At 57.4% G+C, this 21,648-nt stretch carries 23 protein-coding genes and 1 tRNA gene; 10 read left to right on the top strand and 14 right to left on the bottom strand.

The window, feature by feature from the left end; all coding sequences use genetic code 11:
- Window positions 1-54 precede the first annotated feature (54 nt).
- Window positions 55-843, top strand: a complete 789-nt coding sequence (locus tag BM320_RS00585; RefSeq protein ID WP_090195056.1) for a metallophosphoesterase family protein — start codon at window positions 55-57, stop codon at window positions 841-843.
- Here BM320_RS00585 and BM320_RS00580 read toward each other — a convergent pair.
- From BM320_RS00580 to BM320_RS00560, 5 genes are read right to left on the bottom strand one after another with little or no spacing between them, the layout of a single operon-like run.
- Window positions 840-1,934, bottom strand: a complete 1,095-nt coding sequence (locus BM320_RS00580; RefSeq protein ID WP_090195053.1) for a slr1591 family oxidoreductase — start codon at window positions 1,932-1,934, stop codon at window positions 840-842. The two genes, BM320_RS00585 and BM320_RS00580, sit on opposite strands and share 4 nt — an antisense overlap.
- A complete protein-coding gene (locus BM320_RS00575; RefSeq protein WP_090195050.1) occupies window positions 1,934-2,491 on the bottom strand; it encodes a pyridoxamine 5'-phosphate oxidase family protein in 558 nt (185 codons plus the stop codon). The genes BM320_RS00580 and BM320_RS00575 overlap by 1 nt, the downstream gene beginning before the upstream one ends.
- Window positions 2,484-3,509 (bottom strand): lipocalin-like domain-containing protein, encoded by a 1,026-nt coding sequence (locus BM320_RS00570; RefSeq protein WP_090195047.1) that lies wholly within the window; start codon window positions 3,507-3,509, stop codon window positions 2,484-2,486. Before BM320_RS00570 ends, BM320_RS00575 begins: the two co-directional genes overlap by 8 nt.
- Window positions 3,499-5,883, bottom strand: coding sequence for an ABC transporter permease (locus tag BM320_RS00565; RefSeq protein ID WP_090195045.1), 2,385 nt, complete (start codon window positions 5,881-5,883; stop codon window positions 3,499-3,501). Before BM320_RS00565 ends, BM320_RS00570 begins: the two co-directional genes overlap by 11 nt.
- Complete coding sequence (locus tag BM320_RS00560; RefSeq protein WP_090200196.1) at window positions 5,880-6,539, bottom strand: ABC transporter ATP-binding protein; 660 nt, start codon at window positions 6,537-6,539, stop codon at window positions 5,880-5,882. The genes BM320_RS00565 and BM320_RS00560 overlap by 4 nt, the downstream gene beginning before the upstream one ends.
- A gap of 140 nt (window positions 6,540-6,679) precedes the next feature.
- Between BM320_RS00560 and BM320_RS00555 the strand changes: the two genes are divergently transcribed.
- The gene (locus BM320_RS00555) at window positions 6,680-7,855 is read left to right on the top strand and encodes an acetyl-CoA C-acyltransferase family protein (protein WP_090195042.1); all 1,176 of its coding nucleotides are present in this window, start codon (window positions 6,680-6,682) and stop codon (window positions 7,853-7,855) included.
- On the opposite strand, the gene yaaA is transcribed toward BM320_RS00555, so the two are convergent.
- Complete coding sequence (gene yaaA / locus BM320_RS00550; RefSeq protein WP_090195041.1) at window positions 7,852-8,622, bottom strand: peroxide stress protein YaaA; 771 nt, start codon at window positions 8,620-8,622, stop codon at window positions 7,852-7,854. The two genes, BM320_RS00555 and yaaA, sit on opposite strands and share 4 nt — an antisense overlap.
- A 46-nt stretch (window positions 8,623-8,668) precedes the next feature.
- A complete protein-coding gene (hspQ, locus tag BM320_RS00545) occupies window positions 8,669-8,995 on the bottom strand; it encodes a heat shock protein HspQ (RefSeq protein WP_090195038.1) in 327 nt (108 codons plus the stop codon).
- A 67-nt stretch (window positions 8,996-9,062) separates the two neighbouring features.
- Between hspQ and BM320_RS00540 the strand changes: the two genes are divergently transcribed.
- Both BM320_RS00540 and BM320_RS00535 read left to right on the top strand, forming a co-directional pair.
- Complete coding sequence (locus BM320_RS00540) at window positions 9,063-9,944, top strand: AEC family transporter (RefSeq protein ID WP_090195036.1); 882 nt, start codon at window positions 9,063-9,065, stop codon at window positions 9,942-9,944.
- A gap of 75 nt (window positions 9,945-10,019) precedes the next feature.
- The gene (locus BM320_RS00535) at window positions 10,020-10,607 is read left to right on the top strand and encodes a transglycosylase SLT domain-containing protein (protein WP_090195033.1); all 588 of its coding nucleotides are present in this window, start codon (window positions 10,020-10,022) and stop codon (window positions 10,605-10,607) included.
- Between the two features lie 42 nt (window positions 10,608-10,649).
- Here BM320_RS00535 and BM320_RS00530 read toward each other — a convergent pair whose 3' ends face one another.
- From BM320_RS00530 to BM320_RS00515, 4 genes are all read right to left on the bottom strand, one after another.
- Window positions 10,650-11,255 (bottom strand): LolA family protein, encoded by a 606-nt coding sequence (locus tag BM320_RS00530; RefSeq protein WP_090195030.1) that lies wholly within the window; start codon window positions 11,253-11,255, stop codon window positions 10,650-10,652.
- A 182-nt stretch (window positions 11,256-11,437) separates the two neighbouring features.
- Complete coding sequence (locus BM320_RS00525; RefSeq protein WP_131802227.1) at window positions 11,438-13,030, bottom strand: PstS family phosphate ABC transporter substrate-binding protein; 1,593 nt, start codon at window positions 13,028-13,030, stop codon at window positions 11,438-11,440.
- A 335-nt stretch (window positions 13,031-13,365) separates the two neighbouring features.
- Window positions 13,366-14,220 carry a tRNA 2-thiocytidine(32) synthetase TtcA gene (ttcA, locus tag BM320_RS00520; RefSeq protein ID WP_090200194.1) on the bottom strand — a complete coding sequence of 285 codons (855 nt, stop codon included), beginning with the start codon at window positions 14,218-14,220 and terminating at the stop codon, window positions 13,366-13,368.
- Between the two features lie 42 nt (window positions 14,221-14,262).
- On the bottom strand, window positions 14,263-14,658 hold the full coding sequence (locus tag BM320_RS00515) for an MAPEG family protein (protein ID WP_090195024.1): 396 nt from the start codon (window positions 14,656-14,658) through the stop codon (window positions 14,263-14,265).
- Window positions 14,659-14,758: 100 nt separating this feature from the next.
- Here BM320_RS00515 and BM320_RS00510 point away from each other — a divergent pair, with 100 nt between their 5' ends.
- A complete protein-coding gene (locus BM320_RS00510; RefSeq protein WP_090195022.1) occupies window positions 14,759-15,130 on the top strand; it encodes a winged helix-turn-helix transcriptional regulator in 372 nt (123 codons plus the stop codon).
- On the opposite strand, the gene yidD is transcribed toward BM320_RS00510, so the two are convergent.
- The 3 genes from yidD to rpmH are packed head-to-tail and all read right to left on the bottom strand — an operon-like array spanning window position 15,127 to window position 15,886.
- Window positions 15,127-15,348, bottom strand: a complete 222-nt coding sequence (gene yidD, locus BM320_RS00505) for a membrane protein insertion efficiency factor YidD (RefSeq protein WP_090195019.1) — start codon at window positions 15,346-15,348, stop codon at window positions 15,127-15,129. The two genes, BM320_RS00510 and yidD, sit on opposite strands and share 4 nt — an antisense overlap.
- On the bottom strand, window positions 15,345-15,728 hold the full coding sequence (rnpA, locus tag BM320_RS00500) for a ribonuclease P protein component (RefSeq protein WP_375342068.1): 384 nt from the start codon (window positions 15,726-15,728) through the stop codon (window positions 15,345-15,347). The genes yidD and rnpA overlap by 4 nt, the downstream gene beginning before the upstream one ends.
- A gap of 23 nt (window positions 15,729-15,751) precedes the next feature.
- Entirely contained in the window at window positions 15,752-15,886 is a 135-nt protein-coding gene (gene rpmH, locus BM320_RS00495; protein WP_008231458.1) for a 50S ribosomal protein L34, read from the bottom strand.
- 283 nt (window positions 15,887-16,169) lie between these two features.
- Here rpmH and BM320_RS00490 point away from each other — a divergent pair, with 283 nt between their 5' ends.
- From BM320_RS00490 to BM320_RS00465, 5 genes are all read left to right on the top strand, one after another.
- The gene (locus BM320_RS00490) at window positions 16,170-16,880 is read left to right on the top strand and encodes a TVP38/TMEM64 family protein (RefSeq protein WP_090195017.1); all 711 of its coding nucleotides are present in this window, start codon (window positions 16,170-16,172) and stop codon (window positions 16,878-16,880) included.
- Window positions 16,881-16,883: 3 nt separating this feature from the next.
- The gene (locus BM320_RS00485; RefSeq protein ID WP_090195014.1) at window positions 16,884-18,302 is read left to right on the top strand and encodes a dihydrolipoyl dehydrogenase family protein; all 1,419 of its coding nucleotides are present in this window, start codon (window positions 16,884-16,886) and stop codon (window positions 18,300-18,302) included.
- 9 nt (window positions 18,303-18,311) lie between these two features.
- Window positions 18,312-19,700 (top strand): sensor histidine kinase, encoded by a 1,389-nt coding sequence (locus tag BM320_RS00480; protein ID WP_090195010.1) that lies wholly within the window; start codon window positions 18,312-18,314, stop codon window positions 19,698-19,700.
- Between the two features lie 73 nt (window positions 19,701-19,773).
- A tRNA-Arg gene (locus BM320_RS00475) sits at window positions 19,774-19,850 on the top strand.
- 693 nt (window positions 19,851-20,543) lie between these two features.
- Window positions 20,544-21,647 carry a BMP family ABC transporter substrate-binding protein gene (locus tag BM320_RS00465; RefSeq protein ID WP_090195005.1) on the top strand — a complete coding sequence of 368 codons (1,104 nt, stop codon included), beginning with the start codon at window positions 20,544-20,546 and terminating at the stop codon, window positions 21,645-21,647.
- Window position 21,648: the final 1 nt, after the last annotated feature.

Here is a 21,648-nt window from a genome sequence, read left to right as displayed (position 1 = left end):
AGACAAGGCGCATGGGAGACCATGCGCCTTTTTACATTTATCCGAGGAAAGACCATGCCCCCTATCTATGCCATCGGCGATATTCACGGGCAAAAAGAGATGCTTGACCATGCGCTGGCATTGATCACAGCTGACGGCGGTGATGACGCGCAAATTGTGTTCTTGGGTGATTACGTCGACCGTGGCCCTGATAGCCGAGGCGTGATCGAAACCCTGATGGCGGGGCAATCCGCGGGCAAGCCTTGGACCTGTTTACTCGGCAATCACGACCGGTTTCTTGCGCGGTTTTTCCGCGAAGGCCGCCAGCATGACCCACGCGTAAAATCAGGATTGAACTGGCTGAACCCCCGGCTTGGCGGAGTGCAAACGCTTGCGTCATATGGTGTGCATGGCGAAATGCATTTTGCGGAACAAGAATTTGGTGAAACCGAAGAATTATTGCATAGCGAGATAGCGGCAGGTCGTATCACACCCGATGCGTTGATCGCCGCCGCGCAGGCTGCCGTTCACGAAAACCATATCGCGTTTATCGAAAGCCTGCCGTTGTGGCATGAAACCGAACAACTGCTTTTTGTGCATGCAGGGCTGCGCCCGCATATTTCGCTGCCCCACCAAGACCCCGATGATCTGATCTGGATCCGCGAGGGTTTTCTGGAGACGGGTCACAATTTCGGCCAGCTTGTTGTGCACGGCCACACCGCGCTGGATCACCCGCAGCATTTTGGCAATCGCGTTGATCTGGACGGCGGTGCAGGATACGGTCGCCCGCTTGTCCCCGCCGTATTCGAGGGCCGCCACTGCTGGACCCTGACCGAAACGGGCCGCGTGCCGCTATTGCCTTAATCAAACTGCCGCATGAATTTGCGGTCGATGCGGTTTTTCAAACGCCACAGCAGCGGACCATGCCATGCAAGCCCGAATTTTTCAGCCAAAGCGGATTTGCCGCCCAGCGAGACAAGCTTCAGGTAGTCTTTTTGTGGCTTATAAGCCTGCATCGCGCCACCCGAAACCGCCGCGCGCAGGTTGTTGAACAGCACCGGCGCCTGACGGACCGCATAGACACCGGCCTTGGGTCGTGGATCAAACCCCAGATGCGCACAATCACCAACCGCAAAGATTTTCGGGTCATCTGACGCAAGCGTCGGATCAACAATGATGTACCCTTTATGCAGTGCCAGCCCTGTGTCCGTGATCCAGTCGTGAGGCTTGGCACCCGCAGCACCAACCGTAAATCCGCTTTCTATTTCGCTGCCATTCGCCAAAGTGACACTGCTTTCCGTCAACATGTCGACCGCTGCATCTTCAAGGATCGTAACACCCTGCGCAGCCAAAGCAGCACGCATTTTTCGACGCGCCGTATCGCCCAGCGCGGTTAAGACGTTGCTGCGATCAATCAGCGTGACCTTCGGGGAAAGGTCCGCAAGCGCATGCGCCATCGCCATGGCAAGCTCTGCCCCAGCAACCCCGCCACCGATCACGGCGATCTTGGGCGCTTGGGCCGTCGCGCGATATTGGTCCCACCGGCTAGCAAAGGCACCCAGCGGTTTGGCGGGGGTGCCATGTTCAGAAAATCCGGACATTTGCGGCATCTCTGATGTGATACCGATATCAACAGAACACACATCATAAGTTATCGGCGTCTGCCCCGATATAGCAACGGTTTGTGCGCCCCGATCTATCGCGATGGCAGCCCCGTCGATCAACTCCGCACCTGCGAACTTGGCAAGTTTGACCAGATCAATATCCAGTTCTGCGCGCGCATAATGGCCTGCCACGAACCCTGGCAACATGCCTGAATAGGGTGCCGTCGGGCCCGGATTGATCACGGTGATGCGCGTGTCAGGTAGCGGGTTCATCCCCCAAAGCCGAAGAACCAGCGCATGACAATGCCCTCCACCAATCAATACGATATTCTTGTGGGGTTGACCGGTCATTACGGCGACAACCACTGGCCAACCCAATGGCCGGCATGTGTGAACTGCGCCCGCCGATGATCAGCCCCGAGATGGACCACATCAATGTGCACGATCTGGCAAGTCAGTACGGCAAATGTCGCCGGATCAGGCTGTTTGACGTAATCAAGTGCGGCTTTGATCGGCGCGCCGGGTGGCGGCACGACCCCGTAAGACTGCTGTGCATGATCAGGGATCATATCCCAAAGCGCACGGGTCGCGTCTCCGGATGCGATGCTGACATTGGCCTGCATGCGCAGTTGTAAATCCTGACCGGCATCCCACAGGTGCAGCGCTGCGCGGGGATGTGCACGCAGACTGCGTATTTTGTCTGAATGCAAATCTGTGTGCACGGTAATGCTGTGATCCTCGGGGTTTGCACTGCGCAGCACAACGGTGCGCAGCTCTGGCCAGCCATCCTGTGACACCGTTGCAAAATTTATCAGGCGCGCAGGATCGCCCGCATCCGCAACGCCACGTGCCAGGGTTTCCCACACGCGGCATCGCAGCCCTTCAAATGTCTCAAACCAGTTATTCATAGCCTGTCATCTCAAGATATCCGCGCCCGTTATGGCTTCCTGTTACGCGAACAGGTCCTTCCCAATAAGGAACGCTGGTCGCCATCCATGCATGATTGTTTACTGCGCTCACCGTGGCATCAACCCCATATGCCGGCAATGTGACCTGCCAGCGCACCGGAACGCCATGATCGTTTGTTGTCAGCGGGACAGCCTGAAACGCCCCGTCCGCAAACGGTGTCGCCTGACCGTCTTTTGCGATCCACGTGGCCGACGTGTAATGATCCCCGTCGGTTTGCTGCAACCGGAACCCCATCAGTTTGGCCCCATCATCAAATGACAGCGAAAACCAGTCCCAGCCGGTTTGATTGGCACCCAAAGGCTGGCTCGACCATTCGCGGTCAAGCCACGCCTGCCCGGTCACTGGTACGTCACCCTGCGGCAGGGTCAACACGCCCGCGATGTCGAAATAGGGTTGGGAATAGTAGTAAGACGCTTGGCCCTCGGCTGATTTCACGGAAAATCCCGCATCTCCGTGAAACACCAGCGGCCCTTGGGCTGTCAGGTTCATATCATAGGCAAAATCAGCGCCTGACGCCGCCATTTGCATATTCGTCCAATCGCCGGACAATTCCCAATCGTCGATCCATGCGCTGAACGGATCGGCTGTCACCCCCGCCTGCCCGATGCCGCCCCGACCCAGCCTTTCGCTGACATAGTGATTATCGGGCGTGGTCACGGCGGCGTGCCCCATCCATAGTTGCGGGGTGCCCCATCCGCTGCCTGCTTCGGGCGCGAGGGCAGAGCGAAACAAGGTCCACTGCAACCCGTAATCCGTGCCGTCCGGCCCCTGCAGGTTGGCGGTCAGATACCACCATTCAATGCGGTAATCATGATGCGCGCCGTGATCCGCGGGGAAGGCAAAGGCATAGCCCGGTTGTGGCACAGAAAACCCTTCGGCAGCGGTGCCAAGTCCGGCAAACCCTTGGGCGTTGGCTGTGATCGGCAGCAGGGAAAACAGCAGCACCTTAACGTTCATTTGAAAACACCTTGAGCAAATCAGCAGGCGGGGTACGTGCCAAGCGGCGTGCAGGCCAAAGCGCCGCAAGCGCGGCCGCAAGCAGCGCAAAGACGCCCAGCCGCGCGTAATCCAGCGGAAACAGATACATTGGCAGTTTCCACCCGAAGGCCGCGACATTGACCACCGACAAAAGCGCCCAAGCCAGCGCCAAACCCAGCGGCAACGCGATCACCGCCGTCAGCATCGCCAGCAAGACCGCGCGCAGCAGTTCGAGCCGCCCCAATTGCGCCCGTGTCATACCCATGGCCCATGCCGGCGCAAGTTGCGGCACACGCATTGCGGCAAGGGTCAGCAGGCTCATCAATATCGCGAACCCCGCAACCGCGAGGGTCAGGATATTCAGCGCCGTGGTCACGGTAAACGTGCGTTCAAAAATCGCGAGCGATACGGCTTTGATCCCTGCTTGATTGATGATCTGCGCGGGTGAAATATCTGTTTCCGATGTCAAAGCCGCCACAAAGCCGGACACGTCGTTGGGCGCAATCCGCAGGCCAAAACGATCCGCAGCGACATCGGGATAAAGATCCGCAAACAGCGTATCGGCGATAATTGCCTGACCGATGGGGTTACCATAATCGCCATAGATGCCGGAAATCACCATATCGCGCCCTTCGATGTTGGTGCTGTCGCCAACCGCAAGCCCCGCCCGTCGCGCCAGCTGTTCGTTGATCAAAACCGTTTCGCCCGCAAATGTCGTGTCCCAATGGTCCGCCGTGCCCTCCAGCATCATCCAATGATCGCGGTAGGTGGCGTGATCACGGGTGCCGTGGATCTCGGTCGGTTGGCCGGCAATGGTGATTTGGGTCGACACAATCGGCAGCACCGCATCAACGCGCGGTGTGGCATAGGTGACAAATGCAGCGGCTTGGGCCGGATCGGCGGTGTCGACATAGAGCTCTGATGTCAGCCGCTGATCTAGAAATCCGGTAAAGGTCGTGCGAAAGCTTGATACCATCGTCGACACGCCCACATTTGCCGCCATCGCCAATAGCAGCGCCATGAGCGCGAGCGACAACCCCGGCAATTGCTGCCGCGTATCGGCCCAAAACCATTGCGCGGCGATGGTTTTTGCGCCCTTGCTTGCCAGCGCCAGCACGCGGTCCAGCACAAAAGGCAGCAAGAGCGCCGCGCCAATCAGCAAACAGGCCAGCAATGCAAACCCCGCGATCAGCCCCTGTGCCGTCAGCCCAAGGATCACGCAAATCCCCAGCAACAACGCGGCAATCGCAGCCTGCGCCCCTGCGCGCCGCCCTGCCGCCATCGCCAGCGCTCGCTTTTGCGCGGCGGCAAGCAAGGGCATTTTTGACAGCTTCCACAGGGCGCCCGTCGCCGCCAGCGCCGTGCCGCCCAGCGCAATCACCAGCCCGGACAGCCACCACGCAGGCCGCAATTGCAACGTGCCCGATACATCCGCGCCATAAAGCCCGCGCAAGGTTGCCGCCACATCCGGCAGCAAAAGCGCCGCGATGACATAACCCAAGAACACGCCGACCAGCCCCGCAACCAGCGCGAAAATCATCAGCTCGGCGGCCATAAGCAGCACCAAGCGGCGCAGCGGCACGCCAAGCGCGCGCAGCGTTCGCACCACGGGGCGGCGCTGTTCAAACGCAAGCCCGATCGCGCCGTTGACGATGAAAATCCCCACCGCAAAGGCCAGTAATCCAAAGGCAGAAAGGTTCAGGTGAAAGCTCTCGGTCAGCTGCGCCGTATCCGTGGATGCCTGCGCGCGCTGGCGGATCAGGTCGGGCGCGATTAGCGCCAGATCGGCTTGGCGGAGGGGTTGGTCGGGCGCGATGACCAGCCTGTCGATTTCACCCGCACGGCCCAAGATATCTTGGGCAACGCCAATGTCCGTCACAGCCGTATCAGGGGCCGCGTTTTCGCTGATGATAACCGTAAATTCGGGCAAGCGCGCCGCGACATCCGCAGACCCCAAAAGCTGCCCCTGTCCGGTGAAAAACCCTGTGATCGCCTGATCTTGGGCCAATTGCGCTGCACCCATGCTGCCCGGCGCGGTTAGCGGATCAACCCCGATAATGCGCACACCGTTTAGCTGGCCCGCAATCACCGGGCTAACGAGCCAGCCCCCACGCCGCAGCGCGATATAGGTTGCCATATCAATCGGTTGCCCGTCGCGGCGCAAAAGCCGGTCAAAATTGCCCTCGCCCAAGGTGGTTGATGCAGCGCGGTAGCTTGCGCGCGCTTCGGCGTTTACGGCCTGCACACCGGACCAAAGCGCGGTGGCCAGCGCCAACCCCGCAAGCAGCGTGAACAATTGCAGCGGGCTGCGCCACCAATGCGACAAAAGCGCATGCAGCGTCGCGCGTGTCATGCGATCTGGCCCGCGCGTAGATGCACGCGGCGCTGCATCCGTCCGGCCAGTGCCTGCGAATGGGTCACCATCAACAGCCCAGCCCCCGTGTCGCGCACCAGTTCAAGGATCAAATCCATCACGGTGGCGGCGGTATCTTCATCAAGGTTCCCTGTGGGTTCATCGGCCAGCACCAACCGCGGTTTTGGCGCCAAAGTACGTGCGATGGCCACGCGTTGCTGCTGCCCCCCCGAAAGCTGTTCGGGGTATTTGTTCAACTGCGCCTCCAGCCCCATGCGCGCGGCCAGATCAGCCGCCCATTGCGCATCATACTGCCCCGCCAGTCGTGCTTGAAACGCGATATTATCAACGACCTTCAGGCTTGGGATCAAGTTGAACTGCTGGAACACAACGCCAACCGTTCCGCGCCTGACCGCAGCGCGCCCGTTATCGTCAAGCGCGGCAATATCAGTGCCAGAAAGCACCACCCGCCCTTGGTCGGGCGTGTCCAGCCCGCCGATAATATGCAAAAGCGTACTTTTGCCACTACCGGATTCGCCTGTCAGCGCCAGCGTCTCGCCAGCGGCAAGCGACAGGCCAATACCGCGCAAAACGGCAAACGGGCCATCGGCGGTGGCATAGGTTTTGTGGATGTTTTCGACAGTTAGCACAGTGATCCCTCGCGGCTTGTCTATGACTAGCACAGTGATCCACAAAGGAAACGCCGCAGACGTCGATAAATTATGACCTCACGTTTTTCTGGCCCTGATCAACCGGTGGCGTAAGATAAGGTAAATCAAAACAACAGGGGTCACCGATGACTGATATTGTAATTCTTGGCGGCGCGCGCACGGCGATTGGGACTTTTGGCGGGGCGTTGGCAGGGACCGCGCCGATTGATCTGGGCACGGCTGCGGCCAAGGCCGCGCTTGATCGGGCGGGCGTAGCGGGCGACCAGATCGGCCATGTCGCATTCGGCCATGTGATCAACACCGAACCGCGCGACATGTACCTTAGCCGCGTGGCCGCGATGAACGCTGGTGTGCCGGACACGACCCCTGCGATGAACGTGAACCGCCTTTGCGGGTCCGGCGTGCAGGCGATTGTGTCGGTGATCCAGTCCTTGATGCTGGGTGACGCTGATTTTGGCCTTGCTGGTGGCGCCGAAAACATGAGCCGCGCGCCCTATATTCTGTCAGATGCCCGTTGGGGCGCAAAGATGGGCGATATCAAATCCCAAGACATGATGCTGGGTGCGCTGAACTGCCCGTTTGGCACAGGCCACATGGGGATCACGGCGGAAAACGTGGCGCATGAGCATGGGATCACCCGCGCCGACCAAGACGCCTTTGCGTTGCAAAGTCAGGAACGTGCGGCGGCGGCAATTGCGGCAGGGTATTTCGACGACCAAATCACGCCGGTGCAAGTCCGCGTCAAACGCGACATGGTAGACTTTGCACGCGATGAGCATCCAAAACTCAGCACACTTGAAACATTGGGCGGCTTGCGACCTGTGTTCCAGAAAGACGGCACCGTGACCGCAGGCAATGCGTCGGGCATTAACGACGGTGCGGCGGCGATTGTGCTGGCAACAGCAGATGCGGCGGCAAAGGCGGGGCTTGCGCCAAAATTCCGCGTGCTTGGCTATGGCCACGCGGGCGTACGCCCCGAAGTCATGGGCATCGGCCCCGTGCCTGCCGTGCGCAACCTGCTGGAAAAAACCGGGCTAAGCGTGGGCGATTTCGATGTGATCGAATCGAACGAGGCCTTCGCGTCCCAAGCTTTGGCAGTCAGCAAAGAACTCGGGCTTGACCCTGCAAAGGTAAACCCGAATGGCGGCGCGATCGCGCTGGGTCATCCGGTGGGGGCGACAGGTGCGATCATTACCGTGAAAACCATGTATGAACTCGAACGCACAGGCGGCAAACGCGGGCTGATTACCATGTGTATCGGTGGCGGTCAGGGCATCGCGCTGGCGATTGAACGGATCTAGGACGGATAATCGCGGGTGAACACCCATGTGTCACCCGCGGATAAATCAGGATCAAAGGCGTAACCGCCAGTGGTAAAGCCTTTGATGTCGTCCGCGTCGGTCAGGCGGTTTTCAATGATAAACCGCGCCATCGCCCCACGCGCGCGTTTGGCGAAAAAACTGACAATGCGGGGTTTGTCGTCTTTGATTTCCATGAACTGCGGGGTGATCACGCGCAGTTTCAACGCCTTTTGATCAACCGCGCCAAAATATTCCTGACTTGCACAATTGATCAAGAATTGCGCATTTACCGCACCCGCTTGGGCGTTCAGCGCCTTGGCAATCGTCGCGCCCCAATAGTCATAAAGCGATGTCCCGCGCCGCGTTTTTAAACGGCTGCCCATTTCCAAACGGTAGGGCTGCATTGCATCCAACGGGCGCAAAAGCCCATAAAGCCCCGACAGAATGCGCAGATGATCCTGCGCCCAGCGCATATCGTCGTCAGTTAGGGTCTTGGCCTCGAGGCCCTGATAGGTATCACCATTAAACGCAAGCGCCGCAGGTTTGACGGCATCAGTGGCGGGTTCGGCGGCGAATACCTTGAACCTGTCACGGTTCAGCCGCGCCAGATCATCAGACAGGTTCATCAGTTTTTTCAACTGGCCCAGCGTCAGATTGCGCGCCGTTTTCGCCAGCCGCACAGCATCGGCCTGAAACGCGGGCTGCGTTGGGGCCACCGAAACCGGATCCATATCAAGCGCTTTGGCGGGGGAAATGACGACGAGCATGGCAATCTTCCTATCAAGTGAACGGAAGATGTAACACGGCTGGCCGCTAGTTCAACTGACCTTGCAGCGGATAATGCCCGTCTGAAAACGGCCCAAAGAAATCATCGACATCGGGATGATCGACAGGTTCACCGGAATAATCGGCGACAAGGTTTTGTTCCGAAACATAGGCCACGTAGTAGCTTTGATCGTTTTCCGCCAAAAGGTGGTAAAACGGCTGGTCTTTTTTGGGACGGCTGTCTTCGGGGATGGCGTTATACCATGCGTCCGTGTTGGAAAACATCGCGTCCACGTCAAAGACCACGCCGCGAAACGGGTGTTTGCGGTGGCGGACCACTTGGCCGAGATGATATTTCGCGCGCGTCTTGAACATGGCCCCATTATATGGCCCAAGGGTATCAAAAGTCCACGGCGCAGGACGCCAGTTAGGGAAACAGTCTGTGAACATGATCTTTACAGTGTTGAATATTACAGCACCTGTCTTTTTTCTGGCAGCCATCGGGTTTGTCTGGGTCAAGCTCGGGTTTGAATACCGCGTGCAATTTGTCACACGGTTGACCATGACGCTTTCGGTGCCCTGCCTGATTTTTGTGGCGTTGATGAAAACCGACATCGACCCCGAAGCGCTGGCCGCGCTATCGCTGGCGTCTTTGGTCGCTTATCTTGTTGTAATGGCGGCATGTTTTGTGCTGGTTAAGATCGCAAAGCTGGACACCCGCACATTTCTGGCGCCGCTGGCATTTGGCAATACCGGCAACCTTGGCCTGCCTTTGGCGCTATTTGCGTTTGGCGAAGTGGGCTTTGGCTATGCGGTTGTGGTTTTTGCAGTCATGGCGATTTTGTCGTTTACCATCGGGGTCTGGATCGTGTCGGGTGGTGGATCATTGAAACGCGTCATCCAAGAGCCGCTGGTCGGGGCGACATTGCTGGGCGCGCTGTTCTTGTGGCAGGGCTGGCACACGCCGCAGGTCATTACAAACACGCTTGAACTGATTGGGCAGATGGCAATTCCTTTGATGCTGGTCACGCTTGGCGTTGCGGTCGCGCGGCTGGAAACCAAGGCGATGACCCAAGCCGTCTGGCTATCGGCCATCAAGGTGGTGATCTGTGTCGGGGCCGCATGGGGGGCAGCCGCATGGTTCGGGCTGGACCCGATTGCCGCCGCCGTGCTGATTGTGCAAATCGCGACACCCGTTGCCGTCACATCCTACCTTTTGGCCGAAAAATACGGGGCCGATGCGCAGCCCGTTGCGGGGCTTGTTGTGGCGTCGACGCTGCTATCCGTGATCTATTTGCCGCTGATCCTTGCCTTTGTGATCTGATTTTTCCCGCTTAGGCATTTGCAGATCGGCCGGAACAGGCTATCGTACAAAAAAAACAAAATAAGCGAGAGGCAGATGAGCAGTTTCTTTCGCGCAATGGCACTGATGCTGATTTTGGGCAGCTGTGGAGGATCGAGCCATAACTCGGCCCCGCGCAACCTTGATGACGCATGTAGCATCGTGTCCGAGCGCCCCGAATATCTTCGCGCGTTCCGCGCCGTTGAACGCAAGTACGGCGTGCCCGTGCCGTCGCTGATGGCGATCATCTATCAGGAAAGCAAATTTATCAGCGATAACCGCCCGCCGCATCAATATGCGCTGGGTGTGATCCCTGTCGGGCGGCAATCATCGGCGGTTGGGTATAGTCAGGCGCTTGATGCAACGTGGCGTGAATACCAGAACACAGTCGGCGGATCGCGCGCACGTCGTCAGGATATTAACGCCGCGACCGATTTCATGGGCTGGTATATGGAGCAAACCGTCGAAGAAACCGGCGTGGCGATTGACGATACCCGCAACCAGTATCTTGCCTATCATGACGGGCGTTCAGGATATCTGCGCGGGACATGGCGCGCCAAAAGCTGGCTGATCCGCATCGCAGGCGAGGTCGAAGCCCGCGCCGTGATGTATGACCAACAGTTGCGGGCGTGCCGCAAGCGTTAGGATTAAATGGCGGTCCAAACGGGCCGCCATTTTCGATTGGGCCTAGTTGCTGCGGTTGCGTGTCTCGGCCTGGATATTGAACAAGATATCGCGCACACGGCCACCGGTAACCATATCATTCATGATCACCGTGGTTTGCCCGCCGACATCATCGGTGACAATCCATTGGCGCAGCTCGATCGGGTCTGCTGTAAACACCAGCTGGATATTGCCATATTCGGGATGATCCGGGTCTTGGGCCGTGACGGTGGTGGTTGTGCCGTCCGATGCAACACCTGTCACCATATCTGCCTGTTCAAGGTTCACATTGTCCCGCAAAATAAGCCCAAGCGGCGTTTGGTTCAGCGGATAGCGTTCCGGCCCTGCGTTTGAACGGGGATCAAATATCGCCAGTGACCCGCCGCCGCCAATCACCAACGTATTGTCGGGTGCGGCATAGTCAAACCTGATCCGGCCCGGACGTTTGATATAGATTGTTCCGGTGGACAATGTGCCATCTTGGTTAAACTGCGTGAACCCGCCCTGCGCGGTCTGCAAGCTGTTCAGGTATTGCGAAATCTGCCCGAGGCTTAGCTCTTGTGCGGATACGGCCCCTGCGCAAATGGCAAGCCCCAGCGCGGCGACGGTGGATAGGATATGTTTTTTCATGCTCTTTACCTATGTGTTCAGCTGAAAACATCCAGCCTTAGATCCCGACAAAACAGCATTTATCGCTTTGCTAGGCGATATCACACCCATCGTTTTGCGATAGCGGCCCGTGAACGTCAGGATTTGCGCAAAAAAAATGCCGCAAGAAACTTGCGGCATTTTTATTCTTGGGTGGGTTCCGGTTATTTCACCCAGACTTCAACACGGTTATGACCGCTTGCTGCAACTTGCCCTTCGTAGCAGGTCGCAGGAGAAATCCCGCCAAACCCGTGCGACGAAACAACCAGACCGTTGGTCGCAACAACATTCGGCGCAAACTGCAGGAATGCTTCTTTCATATCAGCGGCAGCGGCTGCAGACCCTGACAAAGCGGCCAGCGCGCCGTCTTCATGCGCACCAAAGCCCGCAAATATGACCTCGCGGCCTGCCATGTCGGATGTAGCCAATACATCAGCAAGCACCTTGAACATTGCGCGGTTCCAACCGGCCTCCGGGCCGCTGGTTGCGCCGCCAAACATCGTCGGCGAAAGGCGCTGTGCTTCGAACAGACGCTGGAACATCTGTGCCGCAGCAAGCCGTTCATCATTTTCAAACGTGGCCCCTAGCAGTTGATTGAGCCGGCGGTTTTTTGCGTCCTCTGATTGCCCGACGGCTGCCAGACTATCAAAGCCTTCTGCAGAAATAAGCCGCTGCGCGATATCGCCCGCGGCAAAGTCGAACACTTCAAAGGTCAGATCCGTTTGCGGGGTTTCGTCAAAACGGATCATCAACGGGCGAACCAGCGGATAATCCCCTGAAATCACGTTGAATGTGTTCAGTTGCACCGGCGCACCGCATGACCCTGAAACGGATAGAATGTTGTTTTCAGCGGCATCGGCGAGCTCGACAACACTTAAGCTGCCTGAAAACTGGTTCACGGAAGAAGCAATGCTGATGCCATCGGACATTGTTAGCACATTGCCCGCGATTGCCTTGCCCGCTGGATCCATGACCAGTTTGATAAATTCGGTACGCACTGTGGATGTTGTTGGCAATTGCAGCGGCAGAACCGCCAGATCCGGTCCGCCAAGTTCCGACCAGTTCTTGATATCTCCGGCATAGATCGCAGCCAGATCGGCCATTGAAATCGTCTCGATGCCGACATTTGGTGCAGCGATCACCGCAAATGCCCGCGTCGCAAGATACTGATCAGGCAAGGCAGGTGCCCGCGCCCAATCTGCCGCTGTGGCAAATGCTTGAGGTGCTTCGCCTTGCAATGATGCGACAGTCACTTCGGCGTTGGATGGCTCTCCAAAATCGGCAATGCGCAAACGCGCAACCGCGCCCGTCGCGGATGAATCTAGCGTGATCTCGCCCGCCGCGCCGATCGTTAGATTGGCCTCGGGTTGGCCGGTTGTGACATAGGCGCCGACAACGATCCGGTACACTTTGTCAAACATCGGCGTCAGAAAGCTGACGATCACATCATCAGATCCGCCGACAACCGCGACCTCTGACTGGGTCACAACATCGCGAAACGCCGCACGCGTTAGCCCAAAGTCATTGCTTGCAATCGCCTCATCGCAACCGGTGCCATAGCAGACGACCTCTGATGCGGGCACGCTGACCCGCCCGACCGAGGTTTCCACAGACACCATAGTGCCGTTGTAACCGACGATCTCGCCGTCGACACTGATGAACCCGTCGATCGACCGCAATTCAACAGGTTCGGCAAAAAGCGCGGCAGGTGCGGCCATGCAAAGCAGCGTTGCAGAAATACTTTTTAGTGTCATCATAATCAACTCCAGTGCGACGCGACGGCAGGCATGACCCAAGACACGCTGCAAATTTCTTTCAATGTGGTCGGCAAAAACCGTTATTTAACCACCCTACAACTTCGTAGGCTCTGACACTCGTTAGGCTCACTTTGCCAATATTAACTAATTGATAGCTGCGGATTTCCGCCGACACAACTGTTGGCTTACTTGCCGTTCCGCAAGAAACGTGTAAGCGCGGTGCATTCTGTGCAATGCTGCGGATGCAAGTATTTGTGCGATGATGGAAATTGGGCAAACATTAGTCGTTTCACGGCAGTAATGGCGCTAAATATTGCAGGCCGCAGATCGCATGATTAGTGCGGCATGTCTTCGTTTTTACCCGCCGCGTTCCGCATAAGCCCCGCAAAATCAAAGAGTTTCGGGTCCAGCAGATGCGAAGGCCGCGCGTTCATCAGCGACCGGAACATTACCTGACGCCGGCCGGGGCTGTTTTTTTCCCAGCCATCAAGGATCTGTTTGACCTGTTGGCGCTGCAGCCCGTCTTGTGACCCACAAAGATCACAAGGAATAATTGGATAATGCATCGCCGCCGCGAATTTTTCGCAATCTTCTTCGGCCACATGGGCCAGCGGGCGGTACAAAAATAGGTCACCTTCTTCATTCACCAGCTTAGGTGGCATGGTCGCAAGACGCCCGCCGTGGAACAGGTTCATGAAAAACGTTTCAAGAATATCGTCGCGGTGATGGCCCAACACAACGGCGGAACACCCTTCTTCGCGGGCAATCCGGTACAGGTTCCCGCGCCGCAACCGCGAACAAAGCGCGCAGAACGTGCGTCCCGCTGGCACCTTATCCATCACGATCGAATAGGTGTCCTGATATTCGATCCGGTGCGGCACGCCCATCTTTTCCAGAAACGCAGGCAGCACGGTTGCCGGAAATCCCGGTTGCCCCTGATCAAGATTGCATGCGATCAGTTCAACCGGCAAAAGCCCGCGCCATTTCAATTCATACAGAATCGCAAGCAGCGTATAGCTGTCCTTGCCGCCTGACAGACACACGAGCCACCGCGCATCGCGTTCAATCATGCCGTATTGGTCAACCGCCTCGCGCACGTTTTGCACGATGCGTTTGCGCAGCTTTTTGAACTCGGTGGTTTTGGGCGCACCGTAGAACAGCGGGTGTATATCGTCGGCTTCATCTAACATGCGCGTCATATGCCAGATGATGCGGGCGTTTCCAATCTTTTGTTAGGCGATCAGCGCGCGGATGCTGGCGACATACGTGACGATAATCATCGCCATGCCAACGCCCCAGAAAACCGACCTCAGTTTGTTGATCCCTGCCCAATAGGCCAGCAAGAACCCGCCCCTTGCGCATAGGTATATCAATGCGGCGGTTGCCGTGACAGCGGTTTGCCCTGCCGCGAACGTTAGAACAACGGCAGCAGGCACATACATCGCGACCGATTCGACCGTGTTGCGCAGCGCCCGCGCGGATCGCCCCGCAAACCCGTCAGCACCCAGCGGCTGCGCCCTGTCTGTCATCACAAAGCCAACCCCTTTGCTATGTACCGTATACAAATGTTGCCCCGCCGCCGCGACAAACGTCAGTAGCCCCATGCCCAATATTGCGATCAGTTCCATAGTGGTCCCCCAGTTACTTTCGAATCAATAGTTACTATGCAGACATGTTACTTTCAAATCGAAAGTTTACTTTGCCAAAGCAGGCCGGTAAATTCACCCTATGACCACAGAACACCGCAGCCCCTGCCCGATTTCCAGTTTCCTTGACCTATGGGGGGACCGTTGGACCCTGATCATCATCCGCGACATGCTGGTCGGCAAACGCAGGTTCAGCGATCTTGAAGCCGGAAACGAACATGTCCCGCCCAGCATTCTGGCGGACCGGATGAAAAAGCTGATAGCGCTGGGTGTGGCCGAACGCGTGCAATATCAGGACAAGCCGCCGCGTTATGAATATCACCTCACCGCCAAGGGGACCGCGCTGCGGCCCGTTCTGATCGCGATGGGCGATTGGTCAGAAGAACATTTGCCGGATCGCTGGCACACGCCCGATTGGTTTCGCGCAGGGCGCCATGCCCCCGGTCGTGATTAGTCGGGCACGTTATCCACGCCACCCTTGGACCACGGGTTGCAGCGCAAAATCCGCCAGATCGTCAGCCAGCTACCCTTGATTGCGCCGTGTTTTTCCAACGCCTCAAGCGAATAGGCCGAACAGGTCGGGTGATAGCAGCAGCTATTGCCGATCCACGGGGACAAAACCAAACGGTAGGCCCGCACGGGCAATGAAACGAGATAGGCAAGGGGTGTCATGTATGCACCTTTTTCAACGCGCGGCGAAAATCCGCAATTAGCGTATCAAAGGGCAGGGTCGCCGTCACGTCTTTGCGGCCAACTAGCACGTAATCCCAGCCATCGCGGCCCATTTCGGGCAGCACAGCACGGGCGACTTCGCGCAAACGGCGCTTGGCGCGGTTGCGGGCCACGGCATTGCCGACTTTTTTGGAACAGGTGAACCCGACGCGAATCCCCGACGCTTCGTTATCGGCACGCTTGCGCGCCTGAACATGAATACCGGGGGTTCCTTGCCTGCGGGCGTTTGACGCGCGCACAAAATCCGCGCGCTTGATCATTGTATGCAGGCAAACGGAAACCGCCGGAGTGCCACCTTCGGGCGCAACCGGCGGTTTCAAATCGCTCAAAACAGGCTTAACGCTTACGCGCTCAGCTTCGCACGGCCTTTGGCACGGCGATTGTTCAGGATCTTACGGCCGGCTTTTGTAGCCATCCGTGCGCGGAATCCGTGGCGGTTCTTGCGAACCCGGTTTGATGGTTGGAACGTGCGCTTCATCGCGTTCTCTCCGGTTCGAGGCCAAACCCCATATGGGATTCGAAGCCGATCAACATTTCAGACCTGTCCTTTAGAGAGGACGCCCCCCCATGTCAACGCGCCCAAGCATAGGAAACTGCAACAATTCCAAGAAAGTCACAGGTCCAAATGTTTCAACGCGGCGGCCAATAGGGGCTAAAACTGAAATAACCGGTCGTTTTCCATCAATGCGCCGTGAGGCGGGGTGCGCAACAGCGCTGTTAGGTCCATCTATGGCACAACACCAGAATATTCAGGAACGGTCATGTCACACCCTATCACCCGCAAACTGCCGCTTATTGCGATTCTTATCGTGGCGGCGGTTGGCACCTATCTATTGCGCGACAAGCTGACGTTTGATGCGCTGGCCCAGAACCGCGAGGCGCTGATCGCATTTCGCGATAGCAACTATATTGCAACTGTTTTGGTATTCATTGCCGCCTATATCGCCATCGTCGCCTTTTCGCTGCCCGGTGCCACGATTGCCACGCTGACGGGGGGTTTTTTGTTTGGCACATTCCCCGGCGCGCTCTTTAACATGACCGCCGCCACAATTGGGGCGACGGCGATTTTTCTTGCGGCGCGCTGGGGGCTTGGTGATGCGCTCAGCCAACGGCTTGATCGTGCGGACGGACCGGTCAAAAAGATCAAAGAAGGCATCAACGAAAACCAGTGGTCAATGCTGTTTTTGATGCGGCTTTTGCCAATCGTGCCGTTTTTCCTCGCCAATCTGATCCCGTCATTCTTGGGCGTGCCGCTGCACCGCTTTGTTATTTCGACGTTCTTTGGCATTATCCCCGGATCGGTTGTTTATACTTCGGTTGGCGCCGGACTGGGCGAGATTTTCGCGCGTGGCGAAACCCCCAACCTTGGCATCATCTTTGAACCTGCCATCCTTTTCCCCATTATCGGGTTGTCGGCGCTTGCCGCCCTGCCCATCGTGATCAAAGCCCTGCGCGGCAAGAAAGGTCTGTGAACCATGAACCGGATTAAAACAGATATTTGCATCATCGGCGGCGGCTCTGGCGGGTTGTCGATTGCAGCGGGCGCCGTGCAAATGGGCGCCAAGGTCGTGCTGATCGAAGGCGGCAAGATGGGCGGTGACTGCCTGAACTATGGCTGCGTGCCGTCCAAGGCGCTGATCGCATCGGCCAAGCAAGCCCACGCAATGTCCCACGGGGCCAGCCTCGGCGTTGCTGACACCGCGCCGGTGGTGGATTACGCCGCCGCCAAGGACCACGTGCATGACGTCATCGCCACTATCGCGCCTAATGACAGCGTTGAGCGGTTCGCAGGCTTGGGCGTGCAAGTGATCGAACATTACGGGCGTTTTATCTCTGAAACCGAAGTGCAGGCCGGCGATACTATCGTGACAGCGCGGCGGTTTGTGGTCGCGACAGGTTCTGGCCCGCTGGTTCCGCCGATCCCAGGCTTGGACGCGGTCACATATTACACAAATGAAAACATCTTTGATCTGCGCGAACAGCCCAAGCACCTGATCATTATCGGCGGTGGCCCGATTGGCATGGAAATGGCGCAGGCGCATCGGCGGCTTGGTTGCGCGGTGACCGTGATCGAAGGCGCCAAGGCATTGGGCAAGGATGACCCCGAACTGGCGGCAATCGTGCTGGACAATTTGCGTACTGAGGGCGTGAATATTGTCGAGAACACCCAAGCCGAAAAAATCAGTGGCGCGGATGGCACGGTTACTGTCCATACGCCCAATGGCGATTTCACCGGATCACACCTGCTGATGGCCGTGGGCCGTAAGGTGAACACCGAAAAGCTTGACCTTGATAAGGGCGGCATCGCACATGACCGGCGCGGGCTTAAGGTCGGGGACAACCTGCGATCTATCAGTAATAAAAGGGTTTATGCGGCAGGTGATGTCGCTGGCGGGCTACAGTTTACACATGTCGCGGGCTACCACGCGGGCGTGTTGATCCGGTCCATGCTGTTCGGGCTGCCATCCAAGCAACGGACCGATCATATCCCGTGGGCAACCTACACCGACCCCGAACTGGCCCAAGTCGGGCTGACCCAAGTGCAAGCGATCGAAAAATACGGGGATCGCGTCGAAACCGTGCGCTTTGAATTTGCACATAACGACCGCGCGATTGCGGAACGCAAAACTAAGGGCTTAATCAAGGTGATGGTCGTCAAGGGCCGCCCCGTTGGCGCATCAATTGCAGGCCATCAGGCGGGCGAATTGATCGGGATTTGGGCCATGGCGATTGCCAATAAAATGAAAATGTCAGCCGTCGCAAACACTGTTTTGCCCTACCCCACAATTAGTGAGGTTAACAAACGCGCTGCGGGTGCCTATTTTACCCCAAGACTATTTGAAAACCCGACGGTCAAACGTGTCGTCGGACTTGTGCAGCGCTGGCTGCCATAGCGAGGGTTAATGACCAACTCACTTTCTGGCCGATTTCTGATCCTGACGGTCATATTTGTGATGCTGGCCGAAGTATTTATCTTTGTGCCCTCTATCGCGCGGTTCCGTCAGGATTATTTGAACGCACGGCTTGAACGGGCGCAGCTGGCGTCTCTTGCGCTTGAGGCGGCTGATATGATCAGCCCCGCGCTGGAAGCAGAGCTGCTGACAAATGCCGAAGTCTATAACGTGGTGCTTCGGCGAGATGATATGCGCCAGCTTGCGCTATCGTCACCGATCCCTTCGCCGATTACCGCGACTTATGACATGCGCGCACCGACAAGCATGACCCTGATCAGCGATGCATTGGCCACGCTTCTAAATAAGCAAGAACGCGTGATCCGCATTATCGGCAATCCTGTGCGTGATGGCGGGCTATTGATCGAGGTCACGATTGACGAAATGCCGCTGCGCAGCGCGATGCTTCAATATGGCTGGAACATCCTGATCCTTTCCGCCTTTATTTCGGTCGTCACCGCAGGGATGCTGTTTTTTGCGGTGCGTCGCCTGCTGGTCACCCCGATCAAGGGGGTCGTCGCGCATATGCAGGCCTACACAAAGGCCCCAGAGGACGCCCGCCAGATCATCACGCCAACGGCCAGTATCAAAGAACTGCGCGCTGCCGAAGAATCGCTGCAAATGATGCAAATGCAATTGACCAGCGCGCTCAAGCAAAAGGAACGGTTGGCGCAATTGGGCAGCGGCGTCGCCAAGGTCAGCCATGATTTGCGTAATATCCTGACCTCTGCACAGCTTTTCACCGACCGGATCGAAGGCTCCCAAGACCCGCTTGTGCAACGCATGGCGCCCAAACTTGTCGGCTCGATTACCCGCGCTGTGCATCTGTGCGAAAACACGCTGGCATTTGGTCGCGTCGAAGAACCTGCGCCAACACTGTCACGCGTGAACCTTGCGCAGATTGTGGGCGATGTGATCGACAGCGAACGGCTTGCAGCCGAAGAATACGAGATGTCATTTTCCGAAGACATTCCCGCCACCATGACCGTCCGCGCAGATGGCGAACAGCTTTACCGCGTGGTGCAAAACCTCGTGCGCAACGCGCGTCAGGCGATCATGGCCACGAAAAAACCCGGCGAAATCTGCATTCATGCGCATGAAGACGACAATTGCTGGCTTCTGACGGTCTCTGACACCGGCCCCGGCCTGCCGCCCAAGGCCCAAGAGCACCTGTTCCAGCCATTCCAGGGCGGCGTGCGCAAAGGCGGCTCCGGCCTCGGGCTTGTGATTGCGGGTGACCTGATCCGCGGCCACGGAGGGCGCTTGCGGCTTGAAAGCACAGGCGCGGACGGCACAACATTCGTGATCGAACTGCCCAAAGCCGACCTCGCGCTGGCGTAACCGAACGAAACGCAAAAGAATCAAATTAGGGCCTTGCGTCCGCGCGCCAGCCCGTCTAAATCCCCCCCTACGCGGATTGGTAGCTCAGTTGGATAGAGTACTTGACTACGAATCAAGGGGTCGGGGGTTCGAATCCTCCCCAGTCCGCCATTTAGCCCTTCTGACCGTTTCGGCTGAACTCTGTGGCCACGCGAAGCTTCGTGCATGCTTCAACGCGCGGCGCGAATGTATGGTGCCAGGGTCGGGCCCTCAGTTAGTTGGTGATGGCAATTGTTCAGGTTAGCGCAATGTTAAACGGATTTCCGAGCGACGAGCCGATCAGCTTTAACTTTTCCGACTAGCATACACACAACAAATACAGCCATTGCGCAAAATATTGTCGGGTCAGTCGCGCCAAATTGTCATCGTCATTATCCGAGGTCCACAGCTATGATTTTTCAGATGCCGGCAATGGCTCCATGCCAGTCAATGCTCTGCGCGCCGTTGTGACGCCACTTCGATTCGTGGTTGCGGTCCGTTTTTCGGCCATAGCCCGCCGCGCGGCCAACCTGGCACCTGCGAAATGCTCGAAAAATGTGCAAACGCTGACCAATTGGTAAAAAAATTGAAATGATCGCTCGCCCGGTCCAGAATGACAACTTCGTCCAGAATTGATAGGAAATGCCGCTCTTGGTGGCCCTTTACATCAAGATTGGACGGATTCCGCCGATGCTGCAAATCGCATGGCAATGCACGGTCATATCGCTGCCTCCACCCGAACTTATTTTCGTCTAATTTTACCTATTGGTAAAAAACTAGGCGGAGTGATCCGCTGAGAAATAAGTTAAACGTCGGAGATCGCTGATGAAAGACATTAATAGACGCAAGGCCTTAGGCATGACCGCAGCGGCGGTGGGCACAAGCGTCTTTAGCCCCGCCTACGCGCAATCACTGAACAAACGCAAAATCGCGTTTACCCTTCTTTTTGCGCCCGGCGGCGATGTTGGCTGGGATTACGAGCATGTCCGTGGGCTGGAACAGGCCCGTGCCGCCTATGGCGATCGCGCGCAGATCGATGCGTTCCACGAAGTTGCCGAATGGGGCAATGGCGACAAGGAAAAATTCCAAGAGCTGGTCGACGATGGCTATGACATGATTTTCACCACCTCTGCGGGCTATATGAAGTCCACGATTGAGGTGGCGCAAGCCAATCCAAATGTGATTTTCGAAAGCTGTGCGGGCTATATCCGGGCGGCCAACGTCGCCACCTATAACACCCGCTGGTACGAAGGCCGTGCGGTTGAAGGTTTCCTTGCCGCGACGATGTCCAAGACCAATCGCATCGGTTATGTCGGCGCCTACCCTATCCCGCAGGTGATCCGGGGTATTAACGCCGCTTACTTGGCAGCGAAATCGGTCAACCCTGACATCGTTTTTGATATCGCCTGGCTGAACACCTGGTACGATTATGAACAAGAAGGCGCGGTTGCGCGCCAGATGATCGAACGCGGCGCGGATGTGCTGATGCAGCACACCGTTTCGACCGCTGTGGTTGAAGCCGCGCAGGAAAAAGGCATCTACAGCTTTGGCCAAGGGTCAGACATGAGCCACTACGCGCCAGATGCTGTGATGACCTCGATGATCAACAACTGGGGGCCCTACTACGTACAGCGGATTGGCGAATTCTTGGATGGCACTTGGGAATCCAAGGACACTTGGGGCGGTCTGGGCGCGCAGATGGTTGCTATGGCACCGCTGCTTGAAACCCTGCCAAGCCGCACCGTGTTGCAGGCCCAGGATGTGATTGCGCGCCTCTCATCAGGCGAAGAGCATGCCTACACCGGCCCGGTGCGCCTGCAAGATGGCTCTGGCTGGTTGGCCCCCGGTGAAACTGCGAGCGACAGCCGCTTGCTGACAATGGACTACTATGTGGATGGGATTTCTTCTGTTTATCCCTCGGAAGGCTAAG

This window comes from Yoonia tamlensis, from assembly GCF_900115105.1.
GTDB classification, from domain to species: Bacteria; Pseudomonadota; Alphaproteobacteria; order Rhodobacterales; family Rhodobacteraceae; genus Yoonia; species Yoonia tamlensis.
This window is presented reverse-complemented; position numbering and strand designations above follow the sequence as displayed.

What these genes read in the sequence shown, in the direction of transcription:
- BM320_RS00585 (WP_090195056.1), top strand. Translation starts at nt 55, where the DNA reads ATGCCCCCTATCTATGCCATCGGCGATATTCACGGGCAAAAAGAGATG.
- BM320_RS00580 (WP_090195053.1), bottom strand. Translation starts at nt 1,934, where the DNA reads ATGACCGGTCAACCCCACAAGAATATCGTATTGATTGGTGGAGGGCAT.
- BM320_RS00575 (WP_090195050.1), bottom strand. Translation starts at nt 2,491, where the DNA reads ATGAATAACTGGTTTGAGACATTTGAAGGGCTGCGATGCCGCGTGTGG.
- BM320_RS00570 (WP_090195047.1), bottom strand. Translation starts at nt 3,509, where the DNA reads ATGAACGTTAAGGTGCTGCTGTTTTCCCTGCTGCCGATCACAGCCAAC.
- BM320_RS00565 (WP_090195045.1), bottom strand. Translation starts at nt 5,883, where the DNA reads ATGACACGCGCGACGCTGCATGCGCTTTTGTCGCATTGGTGGCGCAGC.
- BM320_RS00555 (WP_090195042.1), top strand. Translation starts at nt 6,680, where the DNA reads ATGACTGATATTGTAATTCTTGGCGGCGCGCGCACGGCGATTGGGACT.
- yaaA (WP_090195041.1), bottom strand. Translation starts at nt 8,622, where the DNA reads ATGCTCGTCGTCATTTCCCCCGCCAAAGCGCTTGATATGGATCCGGTT.
- hspQ (WP_090195038.1), bottom strand. Translation starts at nt 8,995, where the DNA reads ATGTTCAAGACGCGCGCGAAATATCATCTCGGCCAAGTGGTCCGCCAC.
- BM320_RS00535 (WP_090195033.1), top strand. Translation starts at nt 10,020, where the DNA reads ATGAGCAGTTTCTTTCGCGCAATGGCACTGATGCTGATTTTGGGCAGC.
- BM320_RS00530 (WP_090195030.1), bottom strand. Translation starts at nt 11,255, where the DNA reads ATGAAAAAACATATCCTATCCACCGTCGCCGCGCTGGGGCTTGCCATT.
- BM320_RS00525 (WP_131802227.1), bottom strand. Translation starts at nt 13,030, where the DNA reads ATGATGACACTAAAAAGTATTTCTGCAACGCTGCTTTGCATGGCCGCA.
- ttcA (WP_090200194.1), bottom strand. Translation starts at nt 14,220, where the DNA reads ATGTTAGATGAAGCCGACGATATACACCCGCTGTTCTACGGTGCGCCC.
- BM320_RS00515 (WP_090195024.1), bottom strand. Translation starts at nt 14,658, where the DNA reads ATGGAACTGATCGCAATATTGGGCATGGGGCTACTGACGTTTGTCGCG.
- BM320_RS00510 (WP_090195022.1), top strand. Translation starts at nt 14,759, where the DNA reads ATGACCACAGAACACCGCAGCCCCTGCCCGATTTCCAGTTTCCTTGAC.
- yidD (WP_090195019.1), bottom strand. Translation starts at nt 15,348, where the DNA reads ATGACACCCCTTGCCTATCTCGTTTCATTGCCCGTGCGGGCCTACCGT.
- rpmH (WP_008231458.1), bottom strand. Translation starts at nt 15,886, where the DNA reads ATGAAGCGCACGTTCCAACCATCAAACCGGGTTCGCAAGAACCGCCAC.
- BM320_RS00490 (WP_090195017.1), top strand. Translation starts at nt 16,170, where the DNA reads ATGTCACACCCTATCACCCGCAAACTGCCGCTTATTGCGATTCTTATC.
- BM320_RS00485 (WP_090195014.1), top strand. Translation starts at nt 16,884, where the DNA reads ATGAACCGGATTAAAACAGATATTTGCATCATCGGCGGCGGCTCTGGC.
- BM320_RS00480 (WP_090195010.1), top strand. Translation starts at nt 18,312, where the DNA reads ATGACCAACTCACTTTCTGGCCGATTTCTGATCCTGACGGTCATATTT.
- BM320_RS00465 (WP_090195005.1), top strand. Translation starts at nt 20,544, where the DNA reads ATGAAAGACATTAATAGACGCAAGGCCTTAGGCATGACCGCAGCGGCG.